Source organism: Pseudorhodobacter sp. W20_MBD10_FR17 (assembly GCF_052119765.1).
In the GTDB taxonomy this organism is placed as follows: Bacteria; Pseudomonadota; Alphaproteobacteria; order Rhodobacterales; family Rhodobacteraceae; genus Pseudorhodobacter.
Map to the genome: position 1 here is coordinate 1 of NZ_JBGQOQ010000023.1, position 16,868 is coordinate 16,868.

20 protein-coding genes are annotated in these 16,868 nt (G+C 58.1%); 9 read left to right on the forward strand and 11 right to left on the reverse strand.

All coding sequences use genetic code 11. The features are described from left to right. Window positions 1-241: 241 nt before the first annotated feature. A complete protein-coding gene (msrQ, locus tag ACEN2J_RS14690) occupies window positions 242-838 on the reverse strand; it encodes a protein-methionine-sulfoxide reductase heme-binding subunit MsrQ (RefSeq protein WP_442106858.1) in 597 nt (198 codons plus the stop codon). Between the two features lie 3 nt (window positions 839-841). Beyond that, window positions 842-1,762: a protein-methionine-sulfoxide reductase catalytic subunit MsrP gene (msrP, locus tag ACEN2J_RS14695; RefSeq protein ID WP_442106859.1), complete on the reverse strand. Its 921-nt coding sequence runs from the start codon at window positions 1,760-1,762 to the stop codon at window positions 842-844. 192 nt (window positions 1,763-1,954) lie between these two features. Here msrP and ACEN2J_RS14700 point away from each other — a divergent pair, with 192 nt between their 5' ends. The 3 genes from ACEN2J_RS14700 to ACEN2J_RS14710 all read left to right on the forward strand — a co-directional run bounded on the left by ACEN2J_RS14700 (window position 1,955) and on the right by ACEN2J_RS14710 (window position 4,121). Next, window positions 1,955-2,392 carry a DUF302 domain-containing protein gene (locus ACEN2J_RS14700; RefSeq protein ID WP_442106860.1) on the forward strand — a complete coding sequence of 146 codons (438 nt, stop codon included), beginning with the start codon at window positions 1,955-1,957 and terminating at the stop codon, window positions 2,390-2,392. A 180-nt stretch (window positions 2,393-2,572) separates the two neighbouring features. Next, a complete protein-coding gene (locus ACEN2J_RS14705; protein WP_442106861.1) occupies window positions 2,573-3,052 on the forward strand; it encodes a fasciclin domain-containing protein in 480 nt (159 codons plus the stop codon). A gap of 112 nt (window positions 3,053-3,164) precedes the next feature. Further along, window positions 3,165-4,121 carry a D-2-hydroxyacid dehydrogenase family protein gene (locus ACEN2J_RS14710; protein WP_442106862.1) on the forward strand — a complete coding sequence of 319 codons (957 nt, stop codon included), beginning with the start codon at window positions 3,165-3,167 and terminating at the stop codon, window positions 4,119-4,121. A 25-nt stretch (window positions 4,122-4,146) separates the two neighbouring features. Here the strand turns inward: ACEN2J_RS14710 and ACEN2J_RS14715 are convergent, their stop codons facing one another. Continuing rightward, the gene (locus ACEN2J_RS14715) at window positions 4,147-5,415 is read right to left on the reverse strand and encodes a DNA polymerase IV (RefSeq protein ID WP_442106863.1); all 1,269 of its coding nucleotides are present in this window, start codon (window positions 5,413-5,415) and stop codon (window positions 4,147-4,149) included. Between the two features lie 189 nt (window positions 5,416-5,604). Between ACEN2J_RS14715 and ACEN2J_RS14720 the strand changes: the two genes are divergently transcribed. Both ACEN2J_RS14720 and ACEN2J_RS14725 read left to right on the forward strand, forming a co-directional pair. Then, a complete protein-coding gene (locus tag ACEN2J_RS14720) occupies window positions 5,605-6,486 on the forward strand; it encodes an SPFH domain-containing protein (protein WP_442106864.1) in 882 nt (293 codons plus the stop codon). Then, the gene (locus tag ACEN2J_RS14725) at window positions 6,483-6,758 is read left to right on the forward strand and encodes an NfeD family protein (protein ID WP_442106865.1); all 276 of its coding nucleotides are present in this window, start codon (window positions 6,483-6,485) and stop codon (window positions 6,756-6,758) included. The genes ACEN2J_RS14720 and ACEN2J_RS14725 overlap by 4 nt, the downstream gene beginning before the upstream one ends. 10 nt (window positions 6,759-6,768) lie before the next feature. Here the strand turns inward: ACEN2J_RS14725 and ACEN2J_RS14730 are convergent, their stop codons facing one another. The 4 genes from ACEN2J_RS14730 to trxA all read right to left on the reverse strand — a co-directional run bounded on the left by ACEN2J_RS14730 (window position 6,769) and on the right by trxA (window position 9,084). Continuing rightward, complete coding sequence (locus ACEN2J_RS14730) at window positions 6,769-7,212, reverse strand: TspO/MBR family protein (protein WP_442106866.1); 444 nt, start codon at window positions 7,210-7,212, stop codon at window positions 6,769-6,771. Between the two features lie 95 nt (window positions 7,213-7,307). Continuing rightward, a complete protein-coding gene (locus ACEN2J_RS14735) occupies window positions 7,308-7,496 on the reverse strand; it encodes a Trm112 family protein (RefSeq protein ID WP_442106867.1) in 189 nt (62 codons plus the stop codon). Continuing rightward, window positions 7,493-8,146 carry an LON peptidase substrate-binding domain-containing protein gene (locus ACEN2J_RS14740; protein ID WP_442106868.1) on the reverse strand — a complete coding sequence of 218 codons (654 nt, stop codon included), beginning with the start codon at window positions 8,144-8,146 and terminating at the stop codon, window positions 7,493-7,495. Before ACEN2J_RS14740 ends, ACEN2J_RS14735 begins: the two co-directional genes overlap by 4 nt. A gap of 26 nt (window positions 8,147-8,172) precedes the next feature. Continuing rightward, window positions 8,173-9,084 carry a thioredoxin gene (gene trxA, locus ACEN2J_RS14745; protein WP_442106869.1) on the reverse strand — a complete coding sequence of 304 codons (912 nt, stop codon included), beginning with the start codon at window positions 9,082-9,084 and terminating at the stop codon, window positions 8,173-8,175. A gap of 148 nt (window positions 9,085-9,232) precedes the next feature. Between trxA and ACEN2J_RS14750 the strand changes: the two genes are divergently transcribed. Then, window positions 9,233-9,868, forward strand: coding sequence for an SGNH/GDSL hydrolase family protein (locus ACEN2J_RS14750; protein ID WP_442106870.1), 636 nt, complete (start codon window positions 9,233-9,235; stop codon window positions 9,866-9,868). A 20-nt stretch (window positions 9,869-9,888) separates the two neighbouring features. Here ACEN2J_RS14750 and ACEN2J_RS14755 read toward each other — a convergent pair whose 3' ends face one another. The 3 genes from ACEN2J_RS14755 to ACEN2J_RS14765 form a co-directional block, all read right to left on the reverse strand. Then, window positions 9,889-10,683, reverse strand: coding sequence for a 3'(2'),5'-bisphosphate nucleotidase CysQ (locus ACEN2J_RS14755; RefSeq protein WP_442106871.1), 795 nt, complete (start codon window positions 10,681-10,683; stop codon window positions 9,889-9,891). Then, window positions 10,670-12,013: a TldD/PmbA family protein gene (locus ACEN2J_RS14760; protein ID WP_442106872.1), complete on the reverse strand. Its 1,344-nt coding sequence runs from the start codon at window positions 12,011-12,013 to the stop codon at window positions 10,670-10,672. The genes ACEN2J_RS14755 and ACEN2J_RS14760 overlap by 14 nt, the downstream gene beginning before the upstream one ends. Window positions 12,014-12,187: 174 nt before the next feature. After that, complete coding sequence (locus ACEN2J_RS14765) at window positions 12,188-13,699, reverse strand: DUF2125 domain-containing protein (protein ID WP_442106873.1); 1,512 nt, start codon at window positions 13,697-13,699, stop codon at window positions 12,188-12,190. Between the two features lie 179 nt (window positions 13,700-13,878). On the opposite strand from ACEN2J_RS14765, the gene ACEN2J_RS14770 reads away from it, so the two are divergent. The 3 genes from ACEN2J_RS14770 to ACEN2J_RS14780 all read left to right on the forward strand — a co-directional run bounded on the left by ACEN2J_RS14770 (window position 13,879) and on the right by ACEN2J_RS14780 (window position 15,536). After that, window positions 13,879-14,622, forward strand: a complete 744-nt coding sequence (locus tag ACEN2J_RS14770; protein ID WP_442106874.1) for an SDR family oxidoreductase — start codon at window positions 13,879-13,881, stop codon at window positions 14,620-14,622. After that, entirely contained in the window at window positions 14,619-15,236 is a 618-nt protein-coding gene (locus ACEN2J_RS14775) for an enoyl-CoA hydratase/isomerase family protein (protein ID WP_442106875.1), read from the forward strand. Before ACEN2J_RS14770 ends, ACEN2J_RS14775 begins: the two co-directional genes overlap by 4 nt. Before the next feature lie 120 nt (window positions 15,237-15,356). After that, window positions 15,357-15,536, forward strand: coding sequence for a hypothetical protein (locus ACEN2J_RS14780; protein ID WP_442106876.1), 180 nt, complete (start codon window positions 15,357-15,359; stop codon window positions 15,534-15,536). A 5-nt stretch (window positions 15,537-15,541) separates the two neighbouring features. Here the strand turns inward: ACEN2J_RS14780 and ACEN2J_RS14785 are convergent, their stop codons facing one another. Next, window positions 15,542-16,768: an FAD-dependent monooxygenase gene (locus ACEN2J_RS14785; protein WP_442106877.1), complete on the reverse strand. Its 1,227-nt coding sequence runs from the start codon at window positions 16,766-16,768 to the stop codon at window positions 15,542-15,544. Between the last annotated feature and the right edge of the window lie 100 nt (window positions 16,769-16,868).

Genomic DNA, 16,868 nt, shown 5'->3' on the forward strand with positions numbered 1-16,868 from the left:
CTTTCCAGTTCCTCGCCGTCACGCTTCAGATCGTTTCCAACCGTCTTCGTTCCGGTAAGGCAGCTTTTAGGTAAACAGCTCGGAACCCGCAAGTGGAAAAAGACAGAAAGATGACATTTTCTTTAGCCTTACTAAATGTTGCCTGAAATTCGGTCGCTTGCGCAATTTGTGGTATGATCCAAAACCAAATCTTGCCGGAAATGACGCCCGCCCATTGCTCGAACTGCAAATCCTACAGGAATCACCGGCCCAAGCGGGAAATCATTCGAATCGTGAGCAGGAAAATCATCAGAATCAGGTAGATAATCGGCTCGGGCGGCCAGGCTTTGACCAACCAAAGGTAGTGAACCGCCCCTGCAAGCCCTGCGAAATAGGTCAAACGGTGCAGATTCTGCCATGTTTTCGGGCCCAAACGGCGGATTGAAAAGGTGTTCGAGGTGATCGCCAGAGGAATCATCGCAACAAACCCCGCCATGCCCGCCGTTATATAGGGGCGCTTTACGATATCGGCCCAAATCTCGGCCCAGCGGAACTGAAGGTCGAGGCTGACCCACACCGTCAAATGCAGCGCTATATAGAAGAAGGCTAAAAGCCCCAATGCGCGGCGATAGCGGATCAAGTTAAGCCCCGTAAACCGCCGCAACGGCGTTACCAGCAAAACGGCAATCATAAGCTGCAGGCCCCATTTGCCCAGCTGATGCTCTAGCGCCTTGACCGGATCGGCCCCAAGCCCGCCATTCACCGCCAGCCAAACCAACCATAAAAATGGCAACGCCCCCGCTATATATATAGCAAGGGGCGGCACACGACGCAGAGCAGTGTTCAGGGCTTGCACCACGGCTTAAAAATCCTTGGTCAAATCTTGCCCGGCATAAAGCTGGGCCACCTGATCGCCGTAGCCGTTGAACATCTGCGTATCGACGCGGCTGTCGAACAAGCCGCCCCCAATCCGCCGTTCAGACGCCTGTGACCAGCGCGGGTGATCGACCGTCGGGTTTACGTTGCTGTAAAAGCCGTATTCGCGTGGGTTGATCGCGTTCCAGCTGGCATAGGGCATCGTATCGGTCAGCGTGATACGCACAATCGACTTGATCGACTTGAACCCATACTTCCACGGCACCACCAACCGGATCGGCGCGCCGCTTTGGTTTGGCAGCGCTTCACCATATATCCCCGTCGCCAAAATAGTCAGCGGGTTCATTGCCTCATCCAAACGCAAGCCTTCGCGGTAAGGCCAGTCAATAATCCGGCTTTGCTGGCCAGGCATCTCTTCGGGGCGCACTATGGTTTCAAAGGCCACGAATTTAGCACCCGATTGCACGCCGACCCTGTTCAGCAGGGTCGCCAGCTCAAACCCGTTCCACGGAATAACCATCGACCAAGCCTCGACACAGCGGAACCGATAAATCCGTTCTTCCAGCGTCACACCGGCCAAAATATCGCCAAGGTCATAATCGCCCGGCTTATCCACCATCCCGTCAATCTTGATCGACCAAGGGTTCGGCTTAAACGCGGCCGAATTGTTCAGGGGGTCTTCCTTACCTGTGCCGAACTCGTAAAAGTTATTGTAGCTGGTGATCTCTTTCAGAGTATTCGGTGTGGCATCTGTTGAAAACGCACTTGGCACGGTTTCAATTGACGCCTGCGCCGCACCCGCCACCATCATCGCACCCGCACCTGCCAGCAAACTGCGCCGGCTCATCCATTGCGCCTTGGGCGTCACGTCCGACCATTTCAGATTTCCGTCAAAACTCTTCTTCATATTCCGCACCCTCGCTACCTGCTTTGTGATCAAGATAGCCTAACTTTTGAAAAACGCACCTAAACTTGTCTCACATTCCCGACACAGCGCTGAAACATGACACCGCACAGCGAACCCACATTCAGCAAACCATTGCAAAATACATATTCAATCGGCAGAATGCGAAACAACGCCAATCCAAGAGGAGGAAAAATGATGTTTAAATATATGACCCTCGCCGCTGCCTTTGTTGCCACCAGCGCCATGGCGCAAGAATTTACGGCCCACACGACGGACGAGCCGTTTGAGGATGTGACCTTTGCCATTGAAAGCGCGATTGTCGGCAAAGGGCTGGTGATTGACCATGTTGCCCATACCGGCGAAATGCTGGAACGGACCCGCGCCGATGTTGGCAGTGACAAGGTGCTGTTCCTTGGTGCCGATGTGTATGAGTTTTGCTCGGCCACCGTCAGCCGGCAGGTGATGGAAGCAGACCCGACAAACTTTAACTACTGCCCCTATGCCATCCGCGTTTACGAACAACCCGAAACCGCAGGCACCGTCACCGTCAGCCATCAGACCTATTCCGGCACGATGGAACCCGTGAACGAATTGCTGGAAAGCATCGTCGCCGATGCTTTGGGCCTATAATAACGCACTTTTGGATAACATTGAGTTTACTTGAAATCCAAAGCCGCCCTTGCTTAGCGCGGGCGGCTTTATCGTCAACCCTACCCCACGTGATTTTGACCCTGATCCAATCTGCCCGCCCAGCCGTTTCCCCTATGCCAAGCCAATTTGGCATTGAACCAAATCTTAGGGAGACGACCAATGATCCGCAGAACCTTTATCGCCCTCACCGCTGCTGCCTCGCTGATGTCTACCGCGGCCTTTGCCGCCGATAAGGACATCGTTGATACCGCCGTGGACGCGGGCAGCTTTACCACCCTCGTCGCCGCCGTACAGGCCGCCGGTCTGGTTGATACATTGAAAGGCGAAGGCCCGTTCACCGTATTCGCCCCAACAGATGAGGCCTTCGCCGCATTGCCAGCAGGCACAGTCGAAGAACTGCTGAAGCCCGAGAATAAAGACAAGTTGATCTCGATCCTCACCTATCACGTTGTGGCGGGTAAAGTGATGTCGACAGACCTGACCGAAGGCATGATGGCCCCCACAGTCCAAGGCAGTGATGTCACCATCACCTTGGACGGCGGCGCAAAGGTAAACGGTGCCAACGTCACCACCGCCGATATTGAAGCGTCGAATGGCGTGATTCATGTGATCGACGCGGTTATTCTGCCGTCAATGTAATCGCGCGCGGTTAGCACGCTCGGCCCGCCATTGGTTTGGCGGGCCGTTTCGCATTTGGTTGACAGCCAGCCTTGCCACCCGCAAAATATGCGCAACACGCAAAGGGTAGCCCATGAAAATCGCCGTACTTGATGACTATACCAATGATGCGCTGGCTTTGGCTGATTGGTCGGGGCTTGGCGATGTTACTATATATAACGACACGCTAACCGACCCCGCCGCGCTGCAAGCGCGCCTGCTACCATATGAGGCGATTTGCGTGATGCGCGAACGCACTCCCCTACCCGCAGCGCTGTTGCAGGCCTTGCCAAATTTGCGGCTGGTCGTAACCACCGGCCCACGCAATGCCAGCATTGATCTTGCCGCGGCCAAGGCCTGCGGGATTACCCTTTGTGGCACCGAGTCGCGTAAAACCACCACATCCGAACTGGCCGTGCTGATGATGCTCGCCCTGAACCGCCGCTTGATGCCCGAGGTCGCAGGCCTGAACGCAGGCGGATGGCAAACCGGCCTTGGCCGTGATCTGGCCGGCCTGCGCTTGGGGCTGGTTGGTCTTGGCAATATCGGCGCGCAAATGGCCGCTTTTGGCCGCGCCTTCGGGATGGAGGTCAGCGCGTGGTCTACCAACCTGACCGCCGCGCATTGTGATGATTTCGGCGTCACCCGCGCCGACAGCCTGCAGGATTTGATGGCCACCTCCGATGTGGTTTCCGTCCACCTCGTACTGTCAGATCGAAGCCGTGGCCTTATCAACGCAGCCGCCTTTGCCGCGATGAAGCCGGGTGCGGTTTTCCTAAACACCTCGCGCGCGGCCATACATGACACTGCGGCCTTGCTTGCGGGGCTGCACCGCGGCCAACCCGCAATGGCAGGTATAGATGTGTTTGATGCCGAACCCCTACCCGCCGATGACCAAATACGCGACAAAGGCTTAATCGCTTCGGGTCGCCTGCTGCTTACCCCGCATCTTGGCTATACAACCGAGGCCACCTTTCGGCTGTTTTACGAGCAAACGGTTGAGGCCCTGCACGCGTTTAAATCCGGCATCCCGATCCGTGTATTGGCCTAGCATAACCAAGCGCATGCAAACCGCCTCAACGTAAAGCCCGCCCCTTAATAATCGCATCATGGCCAAACTTGGCGCGGATCTTATCGGTCGCCGCCTCGGCTGCCGCGCGCTTGCCTGCATCGGGGTCTAGCAAGTCACCGGTGGTATCAGCCTGTTCTGCGGGGCACAGATCGGAAATGCCCACCCCGATCAGGCGAAACGGCCCCACCTCTTTATACGCCGCCAGCAAAGCCTCGGCCTCACGGTAAATCCGGTCGCAGGTTTGCGTGGGCGACGGCAGGCTGTGACGGCGGGTGATCGAGGCAAAACTGGCCGATTTCAGTTTCAGCGTCACCGTCCGCCCTGCCAAATCCCGCGCCTTGGCCCTGTCAGAAACCTGCTCGGCCAGCCGCCATAAATGGCCCTTTAACAACTCACGATCAGCAATATCCGTATCAAAGGTGGTCTCTTTGGAAATGGATTTCACCGGTTCATCCCGACTAACCCGCCGCGTATCAAGCCCGCGCGACAGATGCCACAAACGGTCGCCCATGCTGCCAAAACGGACGGAAAGATCGCCGCGCTCCCAGCGCTTCAAATCGGCAATCGTCCGTATTCCTGCCTTTTCCAGCGCGGCCCGAGTGGCCGCCCCAACCCCCCAAATAACCGACACTGACTTCGGCTCTAAAAACGCCTCGGTCTCTTCGCATCCAATCACCGAAAAGCCGCGCGGTTTATCAAGGTCAGATGCGATCTTGGCAAGGAACTTGTTGTGCGACAGGCCAACCGAACCGGTGATGCCCAGCCTTTCCTCCATATCCTTGACCAGTTTTGCCAGCAAAACGGCGGGCGGCGCGCCATGTAGGCGGGCGGTGCCAGTCAGGTCTAAAAAGGCCTCATCCAGCGAGAGGGGTTCGATCGCGGGGGTCAGCGCTTCCATCATCGCACGGATTTCACGTGAAACCGCCACATACACCGACATTCTGGGTTTGACGACCGTGGCCTCGGGGCACAGCTTCAGGGCCTGAAACATCGGCATGGCCGAACGCACACCCTTGATACGGGCAATATAGCAGCAGGTGGAAACAACCCCCCGCGTGCCGCCACCAACGATAAGCGGCACGTCGCGGTATTCAGGATGGTCACGTTTTTCAACCGATGCATAAAAGGCGTCACAATCCATATGGGCAATGGAAAGGCTGTTCAGCTCGGGGTGCGAAATGATGCGCGGCGAGCGACAAGCCGGACAGCGTTTTGGCGCCGGGGCCGTGCCGGGCGAAAACTGGGTAAGACAGGCGCGGCAAAGGGCGGGCATGGGCGCAGTATAGCATCGCGATTTCAGGTGCGAAATGGGGGTGTGAATTGTGCCCGGATGATTTTGCAAGCGGTTGTTAAGGTTTCGCTGGGTGCAAACATGGGCAGGGTTTGGGGGATGTCGGGCCTCTTGCGTGAAGGGCCGATAGCGGCCATGTATGTATAAGGTGTTTTTCAAAGGGTTTTAACGATGGATATTGAGCAGTTGATTGGTGGCAATGCGGTGTACCTTGCGGTCGCTGTATTCATCATTATTTGCATTTTTTTGGGCGTGCGGATTGTGCCGCAATCTGAAAAGCACGTGGTTGAACGGTTCGGCCGCTTGCGGGCGGTGCTGGGGCCAGGCATCAACTTTGTCGTGCCGTTTTTGGATAAGGTCGCGCATAAGATTTCAATCCTCGAACGGCAGTTGCCGACAGCATTGCAAGATGCGATTACCACCGACAACGTATTGGTAAAGGTCGAAACCTCTGTGTTTTACCGGATAATCGAACCGGAAAAGACGGTCTACCGGATCCGCGATGTCGATGCCGCGATTGCAACAACAGTTGCAGGGATTGTGCGGTCTGAAATAGGCAAAATGGAGCTGGACCAAGTGCAAAGCAACCGCACCGGCCTGACCGCGCAAATCCGCGAACAGGTACGTGCGATGGTCGATGATTGGGGGATTGAGGTAACGCGGGCCGAGCTGCTGGATGTAAACCTTGATGAGGCGACACGCGCCGCGATGTTGCAACAGTTGAACGCCGAACGGGCGCGGCGGGCGCAGGTGACCGAGGCCGAAGGCAAAAAGCGCGCGGTCGAGCTGAACGCCGATGCAGAGCTATATGCCGCCCAGCGTGAGGCCGAGCAGCGCCGCGTTTTGGCGGATGCCGAGGCCTATGCGACAGGCGTGATTGCCGAGGCGATCAAGTTAAACGGGATTGAGGCCGCGCAATATCAGGTGGCGTTGAAGCAGGTCGAGGCCTTGACCGCCGTAGGCCAAGGCGCGGGCAAGCAGACGATCATTGTGCCAGCGCAGGCGCTTGAGGCCTTTGGCGATGCGTTCAAAATGTTGCAGGGCCGAAAATGAGCTGGTTTGGTCTCTGGTGGGTTTGGATCGTTTTGGGGTTTGCGCTGGGGGTGCTAGAGGTGCTTGCCCCCGGCTACATCTTCCTTGGCTTTGCCATGGGCGCGGTCGTGACAGGCGTTTTGGTCGGCGTTGGCCTGCTGGGCCAAGGGCTGCCGGTGACATTGCTGGTGTTTGCACTGGCATCGCTCGGCGCTTGGTTCGCTACGCGCAAGCTGTTGGGCGCGCAGGCCAGCAAAGCCAAAATCTGGGACCGCGATATCAACGATAATTAGGGCAGATGCCCTAATTCAACACAACGATTGCAGCGTTTAGCGCGGTGGCAAGACTGACCCACGCCACATAAGGCAGGAACAGCAAGGCCGACAGCCGGTCACCGCGCCATTCGCGCAAGATAAACACCACGATCAGCGCCCAAATCGCTACGATCACCAGCAGCCCCGCCAAAGGCAGTTGCAGCCCGAAAAACACCGGCGACCAGATGAAATTTAATCCCATTTGCGCCCACCACAACTTTACTGCGCCGCCATGTAGCCATTTGCGCGCGCCAACCCAGCCGATCAGCACATACAGCGTGGTCCACATCGGGCCAAACACCCAATTCGGCGGGGTAAACCAAGGCTTTGCCAACCCAGCGTACCATTCGCCCGGCACGTTCAGAAACCCGATGCCGCCGCCGATGACCACAACCCCGATGATAAACGCCGCATAGACCAAACCGTTACGCATGAAAGCCCCTTTTCAAGACAGCGCCGTGGCGCCACACCTTACAACGCGCCATATCCGGCCTGCGTTCAATCTGCTTTAGCGAATGCGCCAACGCCTTAATCCAGCGCACGCGCCTCGGACACCAGCAAAATCGGGATGCCATTGCGGATTGGAAAGGCCATTTTCGCGGCCTTGGAAACCAGCTCTTTCGCCGTGGCATCATAGCTTAGCGTGGTCTGGGTCATCGGGCAGACCAAGGCTTCCAGCATCCGGCGATCAATTTCTGGGGTGGCGTCATCGCTCATTGCATCATCTCCTCATCCGAACCGCCACGCAGGGCAAATTCAATCAGTGTTACCATGGTTTCGCGCCGCGTAATCAGGGTTGGGGCCTCCAGCAACGCTTGCCTATCCTCGGGCGAGAACGGGCATAGCATGGACAACGAGTTTATCAGCAACTCTTCATCCGCCTCGGACAGGCTTTCCCAATCGGTTGACAGGTCCAGCGACACGAAAAACCGGTGCAGCAGGTCCATAAACGCGGCGCGGTCAAAGCTGCGATCCTGTTCGACGCCACCTTGATCGCGGTCAAACCCGTGCCAATCGACGCGCGCACAACGATATGGGGTCTTGCCCTCCACCTCGCCGCGCAGACGAAATCGCGACACACCCGCAAGCGTGACCATATAGCGTCCGTCCTCGGTTTCGGAAAAGCCGGTCAGACGACCGGCGCAGCCAATGGCATGCAGCCTAGGCGCGCCGCCCGCATGGTTGGCGGGCAGCTCACGCGGCTGGATCATCCCGATCAGCCGCGCGGGTGTTTTCATGCAATCCTCGACCATCTGCAAATAGCGTGGTTCAAAGATATGCAGGGGTAACCGCGCCCGAGGCAACAGCAGCGCACCGGGCAGCGGAAAGATTGGAATTGTATCTGGCAGGTCTGTGATATGTTTCATAAGCAACAGCTAGGCCGGATTTTCAGTTAGACAAATATCATGCTGGAAAGTTTGCGGCGGCCTTTCAGCACGATCGGATCTTTGGGCGGCAGCGCGTCAAATATAGTGAAAAGCTGCATCTTGGCGGCGGCGTCATTCCACTCACGGTCGCGGCGGAACAGGTCCAGCAACATATCAACCGCCTCTTCGACTTTGCCAGCCGCGTGCAAGGCCTGCGCCAAATCAAACCGCGCCTGCAGGTTCTCGGGGTCTGCCTCAACCGCTGCGCGCAGCTCGGCCTCGGGGCCTGCGTTTTGGGCCTGATGTATCAGGGCGATTTGGGCGCGAACGGCCTCAACCTCTTTGGCGGTGGCGATTTTTGCAGGGCAAGCAGCAAGGGCGGCTTCGGCCTCGGCCACTTGATCCAGCGCCAGATGCGCGCGCAGCAGGCCACCAAAGGCCACAGGGTTTTCCGGCTCTTCCTCATGTATCGCGGCAAAGGTTTCCAGCGCATCAGCAAATTCGCCGTCGGTCAGCATGGTTTCCGCCGCTTCAATCGCCTCTCCCAGCCCGCCATCGCCAGCCAAAGCGGCAACCTTATCAATAAAGGCTTTCAGCTCGGACGCAGGCTTGGCGCCTTGAAAACCGTCCACTGGCTTACCTTGATAAAACGCATAGACCGTCGGGATCGACTGAATGCGCAACTGCTCCGAAAGGGTCGGGCTTTCATCAACGTTGATTTTCACCATGCGTACGCGGCCTTTGGCAGCGGTCACGGCTGCCTCCAGCGCTGGCCCAAGTTGTTTGCACGGGCCACACCAAGGTGCCCAGAAATCAACAATCACCGGCACGTCGTTGCTGGCCTCGATGACATCGGCCATAAACGTGGCCTCTGCCCCGTCTTTGATCAAATCCGCAGCGGCCTCTGGGCCAGCCCCTTGTTCCCCAAACATCAACATTGCATACCTCTTTCGTCAAAACTGTTACCCCTTATATGCGCATTGATAGGCAAAAGGCCAAGGGGCAATGCAGGGACTTGCAAAACAGGGGGCTTTGCAAAGCTATGGCGCCGCAATACCCTGCGCGCCTATGCAACAGGAGCCCGTGATGCCGATTCTGATGACCTTTGGCGACAGCAACACCCATGGAACGCCACCAATTACCGAACGCGGGGTTTACGCGCGCTATGATGCGGCCACGCGCTGGCCCACGCGGGCAGCGGCACAGCTTGGCCCTGAATGGTCGCTGGTTGAAGAGGGGCTTCCCGGCCGCACCACCTGTTTCAACGACCCACAGATGGGCGATCACATGAATGCGGTGATCGGGTTGCGCATCGCGCTAAATTCACACGGCCCGCTGAATTATATGACCCTGATGCTGGGCACCAATGATGTGAAAACCCGCTTTGGCGCATCGCCTACGCAGATCGTGGCGGGTATTGCAGGTTTGGTTGATATGGCGCTGTCGCCCGACATGGCGTTGCGGCATCCGAACTTGAAACTGCTGCTTATCGCGCCGCCACCCGTTCAAGAACTGGGGCCACTGACCGCCGAATTCATAGGTGCCACCGACAAAAGCCGCGCCCTTGCGCCCCTAATGCAAGCCTACGCAACCCAGCGCGGCGTTGGCTTTCTAGATGCCGCGGCAGCCCTACAAACCAGCCCGATTGACGGCATCCACTTCGCCCCCGAGGGCCACGCAGCCCTCGCCAATGCGGTGGCAAACAGCTTGACCGCCCTATAATTTCATCTTGGTCTAAATACCTAAATCCCGCCCTTGCGTCGTGCAATTAATTCGGCATGCAGCGCAGGGGCGGCTACAATCACCCCATCACTGCGCGGATCAGCCACGTTAAACCGCAAACCCGCCCCCGCACCGTCACTCACCGCCGCTCCAGCCCGCGCGGCGATCAAGGCACCTGCTGCGATGTCCCATTCCCATGTCGGGCGAAAGGCCAGCATCGCGTCAAACCGCCCTTCAGCCACAAGGCACAAGCGGTACGCCAGCGAGGGCCGGAAATGGCGCGGCATGTCGGGCACGCCACCCGGCCAATGGTTCGGCTGCATATTGGGTTTTGAGGTCAGAACCGTCGCCCCCGCTACTTGTGCCTGCATACTGGCACGCATAGGCGCGCCGTTTACATGGGCATCCGATGCGGCATGCGCGCAATACATCCGGTTTTTTGCAGGCAAAAACACGGTCGCCGCGATGATCACGCCATCCTCGGCAATCGCCAAGGAATGGGCAAAATTGTCTTGGCCATCAATAAACGCGCGGGTGCCATCAATCGGGTCGATGATAAAACAACGCTTGGTGGCAAGGCGGTCGGTGCTGTCGGGCGTTTCCTCGGACAACCAACCGTAATCGGGGCGCGCTTTACGCAGATGCGCGCCCAGCATGGTGTTTACGGCCAGATCGGCCTCGGTCACCGGGCCTGCGCCATCGCCTTTGTCCCATGTCTGCACGTCGCGCTTGAAATAACGCAGGGCAATCGCCCCCGCCTCACGCGCGGCATCGACCAGCAGGTCCAGATCAGCGTTCAGATCACGCACCGGCAAGCGTTAACCCTTCGACCAGCAAAGACGGCACGCGCGTTGACATATGCATCCGCGCGTCATTGCCCGGCGTCATCCGCATCAACATATCGCGCAGGTTGCCAGCAATCGTGATCTCGTTCACGGCATAGGTGATTTCACCGTTTTCGACCCAAAATCCCGATGCCCCGCGCGAATAATCACCCGTCGTCGGGTTAATCGACGACCCAATCATCGAGGTCACCAACAGGCCTGTACCCATATCGGCGATCAACTCAGCCCGCGATTTAGTGCCTTGCGTCAGATCAATATTCGACGTGCCGGGTGAGGGCGGCGAGGATGTGCCGCGCGCAGCGTTGGCGGTGCTGGCCATTCCCAGCTTGCGGCCTGTGGCAAGGTCCAACACCCAACCCGTCAGCACACCGTCCTGCACAATGGCACGACGCGCGGTGGGCAGGCCTTCGCCATCAAACCAGCGGCTTCCGGCGATGCGCACGCGGTGCGGGTCTTCAATAACCGACAGGCCTGCGGGCAAGATTTGCTGACCTAGCGCATCACGCAACCACCCCGAGCCGCGCGCGATTGTAGACCCGTTGATCGCCCCCAACAAATGCCCGATCAGCCCCGAGGAAATACGCTCATCATACAGCACAGGATATGAGCCGGTTTTGGGTTGCCGCGCGCCGACACGGTCCAACGCGCGGCTGGCGGCAAGCGCACCAATCTCCTCGGGGCTTGGCAAATCAGACGCGTAAATGCGGCCTTCTGCAGACCAATCCCGTTCCATCCCAGTACCAGTGCCGGTAAAGGCCACGGCAGAAATAGATCGTGACGAACGGGCGTACCCTCCTGAAAATCCATTGCTTGCGGCCATATAGATCTGACGCCGCGACTGGCTAGCGCTGGCCTCGACTTGGGTAATGCCAGAAACGCCCATAGCGGCGGCTTCGGCGCGGCGGGCATCGGCTTCCAGCTCGGCGGCGCTGACCTCGGGCGAGGGATCGCACAGATCAAGTGCTGCCATATCCCAGCTTTGCGCCAGTTGCGACGGATCGGCCAACCCTGCGTAAGGGTCGGCAGGGGCCTCGCGTGCCATAGCAACCGCACGTTCGGCAGCGGCGCGGATGGTGGTATCGGCTGTATCAGATACGGAAACACAGGCCTGCCGCTGCCCGATCAGCACCCGCAACCCCAGCTCGACCCCTTCGGACCGTTCGGCCTGTTCCAACTGGCCTGCGCGAATATCAATTCCGGTGGCGATGCCATCAACGGCCAGCGCATCGGCGGCATCGGCGCCAGCTTGTTTGGCGGCGGTCAGCAACGCATTGGTCAGCGCTTCGAGGGAACGGGTCATAAAAGCCTCCGTTTGGGGTTGCATCAGGCAGGTAATCTGCCCCGCCCGCCAAAGCAAGGCATGGCCTGTTTAAACGGCTTTTTTAAACAAAGCCCGAAGTTCGCAAAACCAAAGGGTGGCCCAAGCATCACATCAGCCATGAAACGCTATAGGCCACCCCGTCTTTCGTTTGCCTTAGAATGGCAGCGGGTTGCCGTTGGACAGGATTTTGCCATCCTCTTTGATTTCGACCTCGGCAATAAAGCTGTCAGGCGTTGGACCGGGTTTTGCCAACATACCAGCCATCATGCCAAAGGTCATGGTGACCTGCTGATCAACCAGACCAAGGGCTTGCAGCTTGCCCAAAAGGGTATTGGCCCCTGTCAATGACAGGTTCAGCTTGCCGGTCGGCATCGGGACAACACCGCCCAACATCGGCGGCTTGGAATTGTCAAACGTCAACGCGCCATTGCCTTTGAATTCGGCGCCCGCAACCGTCAACTGCAAGGCGTCAATATCGACGGATGACAGCTCATACGGTGGGGCATCCATGGCGGATTGATCAACAGCAAGCATATCGACTAGCGGCTTTGCCTTACCTTTCAACGATATATCCAGCGTTGCAGGGTCGCGCGGCAGACTAGCGCCCGGGTCGATCATGTTCCACAGCATATCGGAAACCGTCAGCCCTTGCAGCTTGGTTTTCAGCGCGAAATCCTTTGGCTCATCGCTTTTCGCAATCGGGATCAACAAGCTGAATTCAGCCGCGTCATAGGCGGCCGTCACCTCGGGAAAGGGAATAGAGGTGCCGGTCAGTTTCAGCGTCACACCCTTGCCGCCGCCGCCATAAGAAATGCGCTGACTATCAAGTGATACGTTCAAATTGCCGCCGTGCGAGGCGCTATCCACATTGGTTGTGGTCCCTGCTGGGTCGGTCGAACCAAGGTTAAGATTACCACTATCATAGGTAAAAGACGCGTCTGTGCTAAACCCTTGGGCCAGCATTTCGCCCAATTCCCCCGTGGCCATCGCCTTGGGCAACGCCCCCGTAGAGGCACCAGCCACATTGTTCATCTGGCCTTGCACCGCAAACTTACCACCGTTTTCGGGATCATCGCCCGCGGCGTTGAACGCCAGGCTTTGCGCCGAAAAGGTAGAGCTGACCGAGGTCACTTCGGCTGGCGATACAGCATAAGTTGCCGCAAGTTTGGTCAGGTTGACCGCGATATTCAAATTCTCGGGTTTATTATCGACCATAAATTCCGACATTGTCGCCGCAATTGCATCGCCCGCGATGTCATAGTTGATAGCAGCAGGATCACCGCTTGCGGTAATCTTCAGGCCGGTCTGATCAATGGTGATGGTGCTGGACAGGTCTTTCTCAAGGCCATTTTTGCCTTGGGATTTAATGCTATAGCTGTTGGACATGGTCACTTCGACGCGCCCGTCACCGGTTTCGCGCAACGCAATCTGCGGGATGATTGCCGACACTTTGCCATGCTCGTTTGGCATATCGACCGTCACGTTGGTCAAGGTCAGCGTATCGCCCGAGCGGGATTCAGACCCTGTGGAATAGGTTTGGCCGTAGGATGTGCTAAGATCCTTCCAGTTTTGCCAAACGTCATCGGCGGTAACATCGGCAAAAACAGGAGCAGAAAAGGCCGTTAAAGCGGCGAAAGAGGTTGTGATCAAAATGTGCTTGGACATGGCATCGGTTCTCCGAGTGAATTCTTGGCAACAGCATCGGCGCGGGCAAAGGCTGGGTCAAGGGGGGATGCGGCCTGTTTGGTCCACGTTCCCGTGATTTGCGCAAGGCCGCGCAAGAAGGCTGGCATGAGCGCAAGCGCTGCGTTAGCCTTGGTAGAAACAGCTAAAGGGATGCAAAGATGCAGGGCAAAGTTGTGGCGATTACAGGCGCAAGCCGCGGGATTGGGGCCGCAACGGCGCACGTGTTTGCAGATGCAGGCGCACGGGTGGTGTTGCTGGCACGCTCGGCCGATGAAATTTCGGCTTTGGCCGATGAAATCGGGCGCGGCGCAATGGCCATTGCCTGCGATGTTGGCGATGCAGACGCGGTTGCGGGTGCCATGGCGCAGATCGTGGATACGTGCGGCGGGCTGGATGTGCTGATCGGTAATGCGGGTGTTATCGATCCAATAGCCCGGATCACAGATGCCGATGTGAACGATTGGGGCCGTGCGATTGATATCAACCTCAAGGGCGTTTTCTATGGCATGCGGGCTGCAATTCCGCTGATGCGGGCGCGTGGCGGCACAATTATCACTGTGTCCTCGGGTGCGGCGCACAATCCTTTGGAAGGGTGGAGCGCCTATTGCGCTGGCAAGGCGGGGGCCGCCATGTTGACCCGCGCCGCGCATCTTGAGGAATCCGCGAATGGCCTGCGGATCATGGGCATGTCACCCGGCACGGTCGCGACCGAGATGCAGGTAAAGATCAAGGCCAGCGGGATAAACCCTGTCAGCCAGCTTGACCCTGCGGTGCATATCCCCGCCGAATGGCCCGCGCAGGTGATGCTGTGGATGTGCGGCGCGGGTGGTGACGATTGGCTGGGACAAGAGGTTTCAGTGCGCGATGAAGGCATTCGCCGTGCCGCAGGGCTGATCGCATGATTGATCTGGCTATTGACGGCGGCGTATGGGCTGCCACGATCAACCGGCCTGAAAAGGCCAACTCTCTGACCGGCGCAATGCTGGCCGATTTGGCCGATATAGCCGAACGCGCAGGGGCCGAGTGCGCGCGCGCGTTGATTATCACCGGCAAGGGCCGCGTGTTTTCGGCAGGCGCTGATTTGGAAGAGGCGCATGCAGGGCTGGCCACAAGCGCGCTTTGGGAAAGGCTGTCAGGCGCAATTGCCGCACTGCCTTGCCTGACAATTGCCGCATTGAACGGCACATTGGCAGGCGGCGCGATGGGTATGGCGCTGGCCTGTGATGTGCGGATTGCTGTGGCGGGGGCCAAGTTTTTCTATCCGGTGATGAAGCTGGGTTTTTTGCCGCAACCATCTGATGTGCCAAGGCTGGTGCGGCTGGTTGGGCCTGCGCGGGCGTCAATGATCTTGGTCGCTGGGCAAAAGATTGCGGCAGATGAAGCGCTGGCGTGGGGCTTGATTGACCGCATCACAGATGAGGCCGATTTGCTAAGCGCGGCGCAGGGTTTTGCCTTGGATAGCCTCGCTGCAACACCCGCACATGCCACCGCGATAAAACGAATGATTTGGGCGTAACGACGGTTTTTCGCCGAAAAACCTGAATTTTCCACGAAAATTCGGTGGCCCTTTGGTTGCTGGCATTGCGGCGACACGGTCTTTCAGGCAAAAGCACGCAAGTTGCATCAGGAGTCGATCATGGATTACAACGCATCGGGAGCCGTAAAAATGGGCAAAAACACGCCACGCTATTCCGAACATAACGCCAAGGGCAGCGACAAAAACCCTTACGGCGGGGAAAACCAAAAGGCTGAATTGCTGGCACGCATGAAAGCCGCAGCCGAGGCCAAAAAGGCCGCAGCAAAAGACGCTGAATAAACCGCCTAAATCTGCTTGCCCTGCAAAAGGCGCGGCAGGTCGCCCTCTAGCCCTGCCGCCGTTCGAATAAAGCGGCGGCGCAGGCCGGGCAATGCATTCACCGCGCCCATGCCCAGATCACGACCCAAACGCAGCAGCGGGTTATCATTGGAAAACAGCCGGTTAACCCCGTCCATACCCAACGCAAGCGTGGTCGTATCAAACCGCCGCCATTGCTGATACCGCTCCAGCACATCCACAGCGCCGATGTCTTCGCCCCGCCGCGCAGCCTCTATCACCACCTGCGCAAGCGCGCCCACATCCCGCAGCCCAAGGTTCAACCCCTGCCCTGCAATCGGATGCACCCCATGCGCGGCATCCCCCACCAAGGCCAAGCGGGGGGCAACAAAGCTATTGGCCAGCGTCAGATTCAGCGGATAGGTAAAACGGGTGCCTGCAAGTGCAATCTCGCCCAAGAAATCCCCAAAACGCGGGCGCAGGGCATTTAGATAATCCGCATCATTCAACGCCGAGATTTGCGCCGCGCGGGCGTCGGTTTCGCTCCAGACAATCGAACTGCGGTTGCCAGGCAGCGGCAAAATCGCCAGCGGCCCTTGCGGCATGAAAAACTGATGCGCTATGCCGTGGTGGGGCAGCGCATGCGTAACGGCTGTCACCAGCGCCGTTTGGCCATAGCCCCAACCGCTGCGCGAAATACCAGCCCGCTGGGCGGTGCCACTTGCACGACCATCGCAGCCCACAAGCAGACGCGCGGTCAGCACAGGCCCCGAAGCCAGTGTGACAGAGGCACCCGAAGCATCAATACTTTGCGCGGTTACCGTTTCGCCCGACAACAGGGTGATATTCGGCACCGCCTCCATCGCCGCCAGAAACGCTGCATAGAGATGGCGGTCCTCGGCCATAAAGCCCATCGGGCCTTCCTCAATCTCGGCATGGTCAAAATGCAGAAAAAACGGTGCGGCACCTGCACCTGCATGGCCGTCACTGGCCTTAATTTCCAAAATCGGTTGCACCTTATCCGCAATCTGCGGCCAAACGCCGATCACCGAAAGCAACCGTTTTGACGCCAGCGCCAGCGAATAGGCGCGGCCGTCAAACCCCGCCTCTGCCCGCGCGGGTGCAGGGCGGGCATCAACCACCGTGACGCGCAAACCGCCCCCTGCCAAAGCCAGTGCCAAAGCAGGGCCATTCAACCCGCCACCTACGATCAGAATATCAGCATCATGTTTCATGCCGCCAATATGAGGCTTTTGGTCGCTTTGTCCATGCGGCGCGCCGTCATAGTCTATTGTCCGATGCGGGGGTTAACGCTAGCCTTACGCAACAACGGAA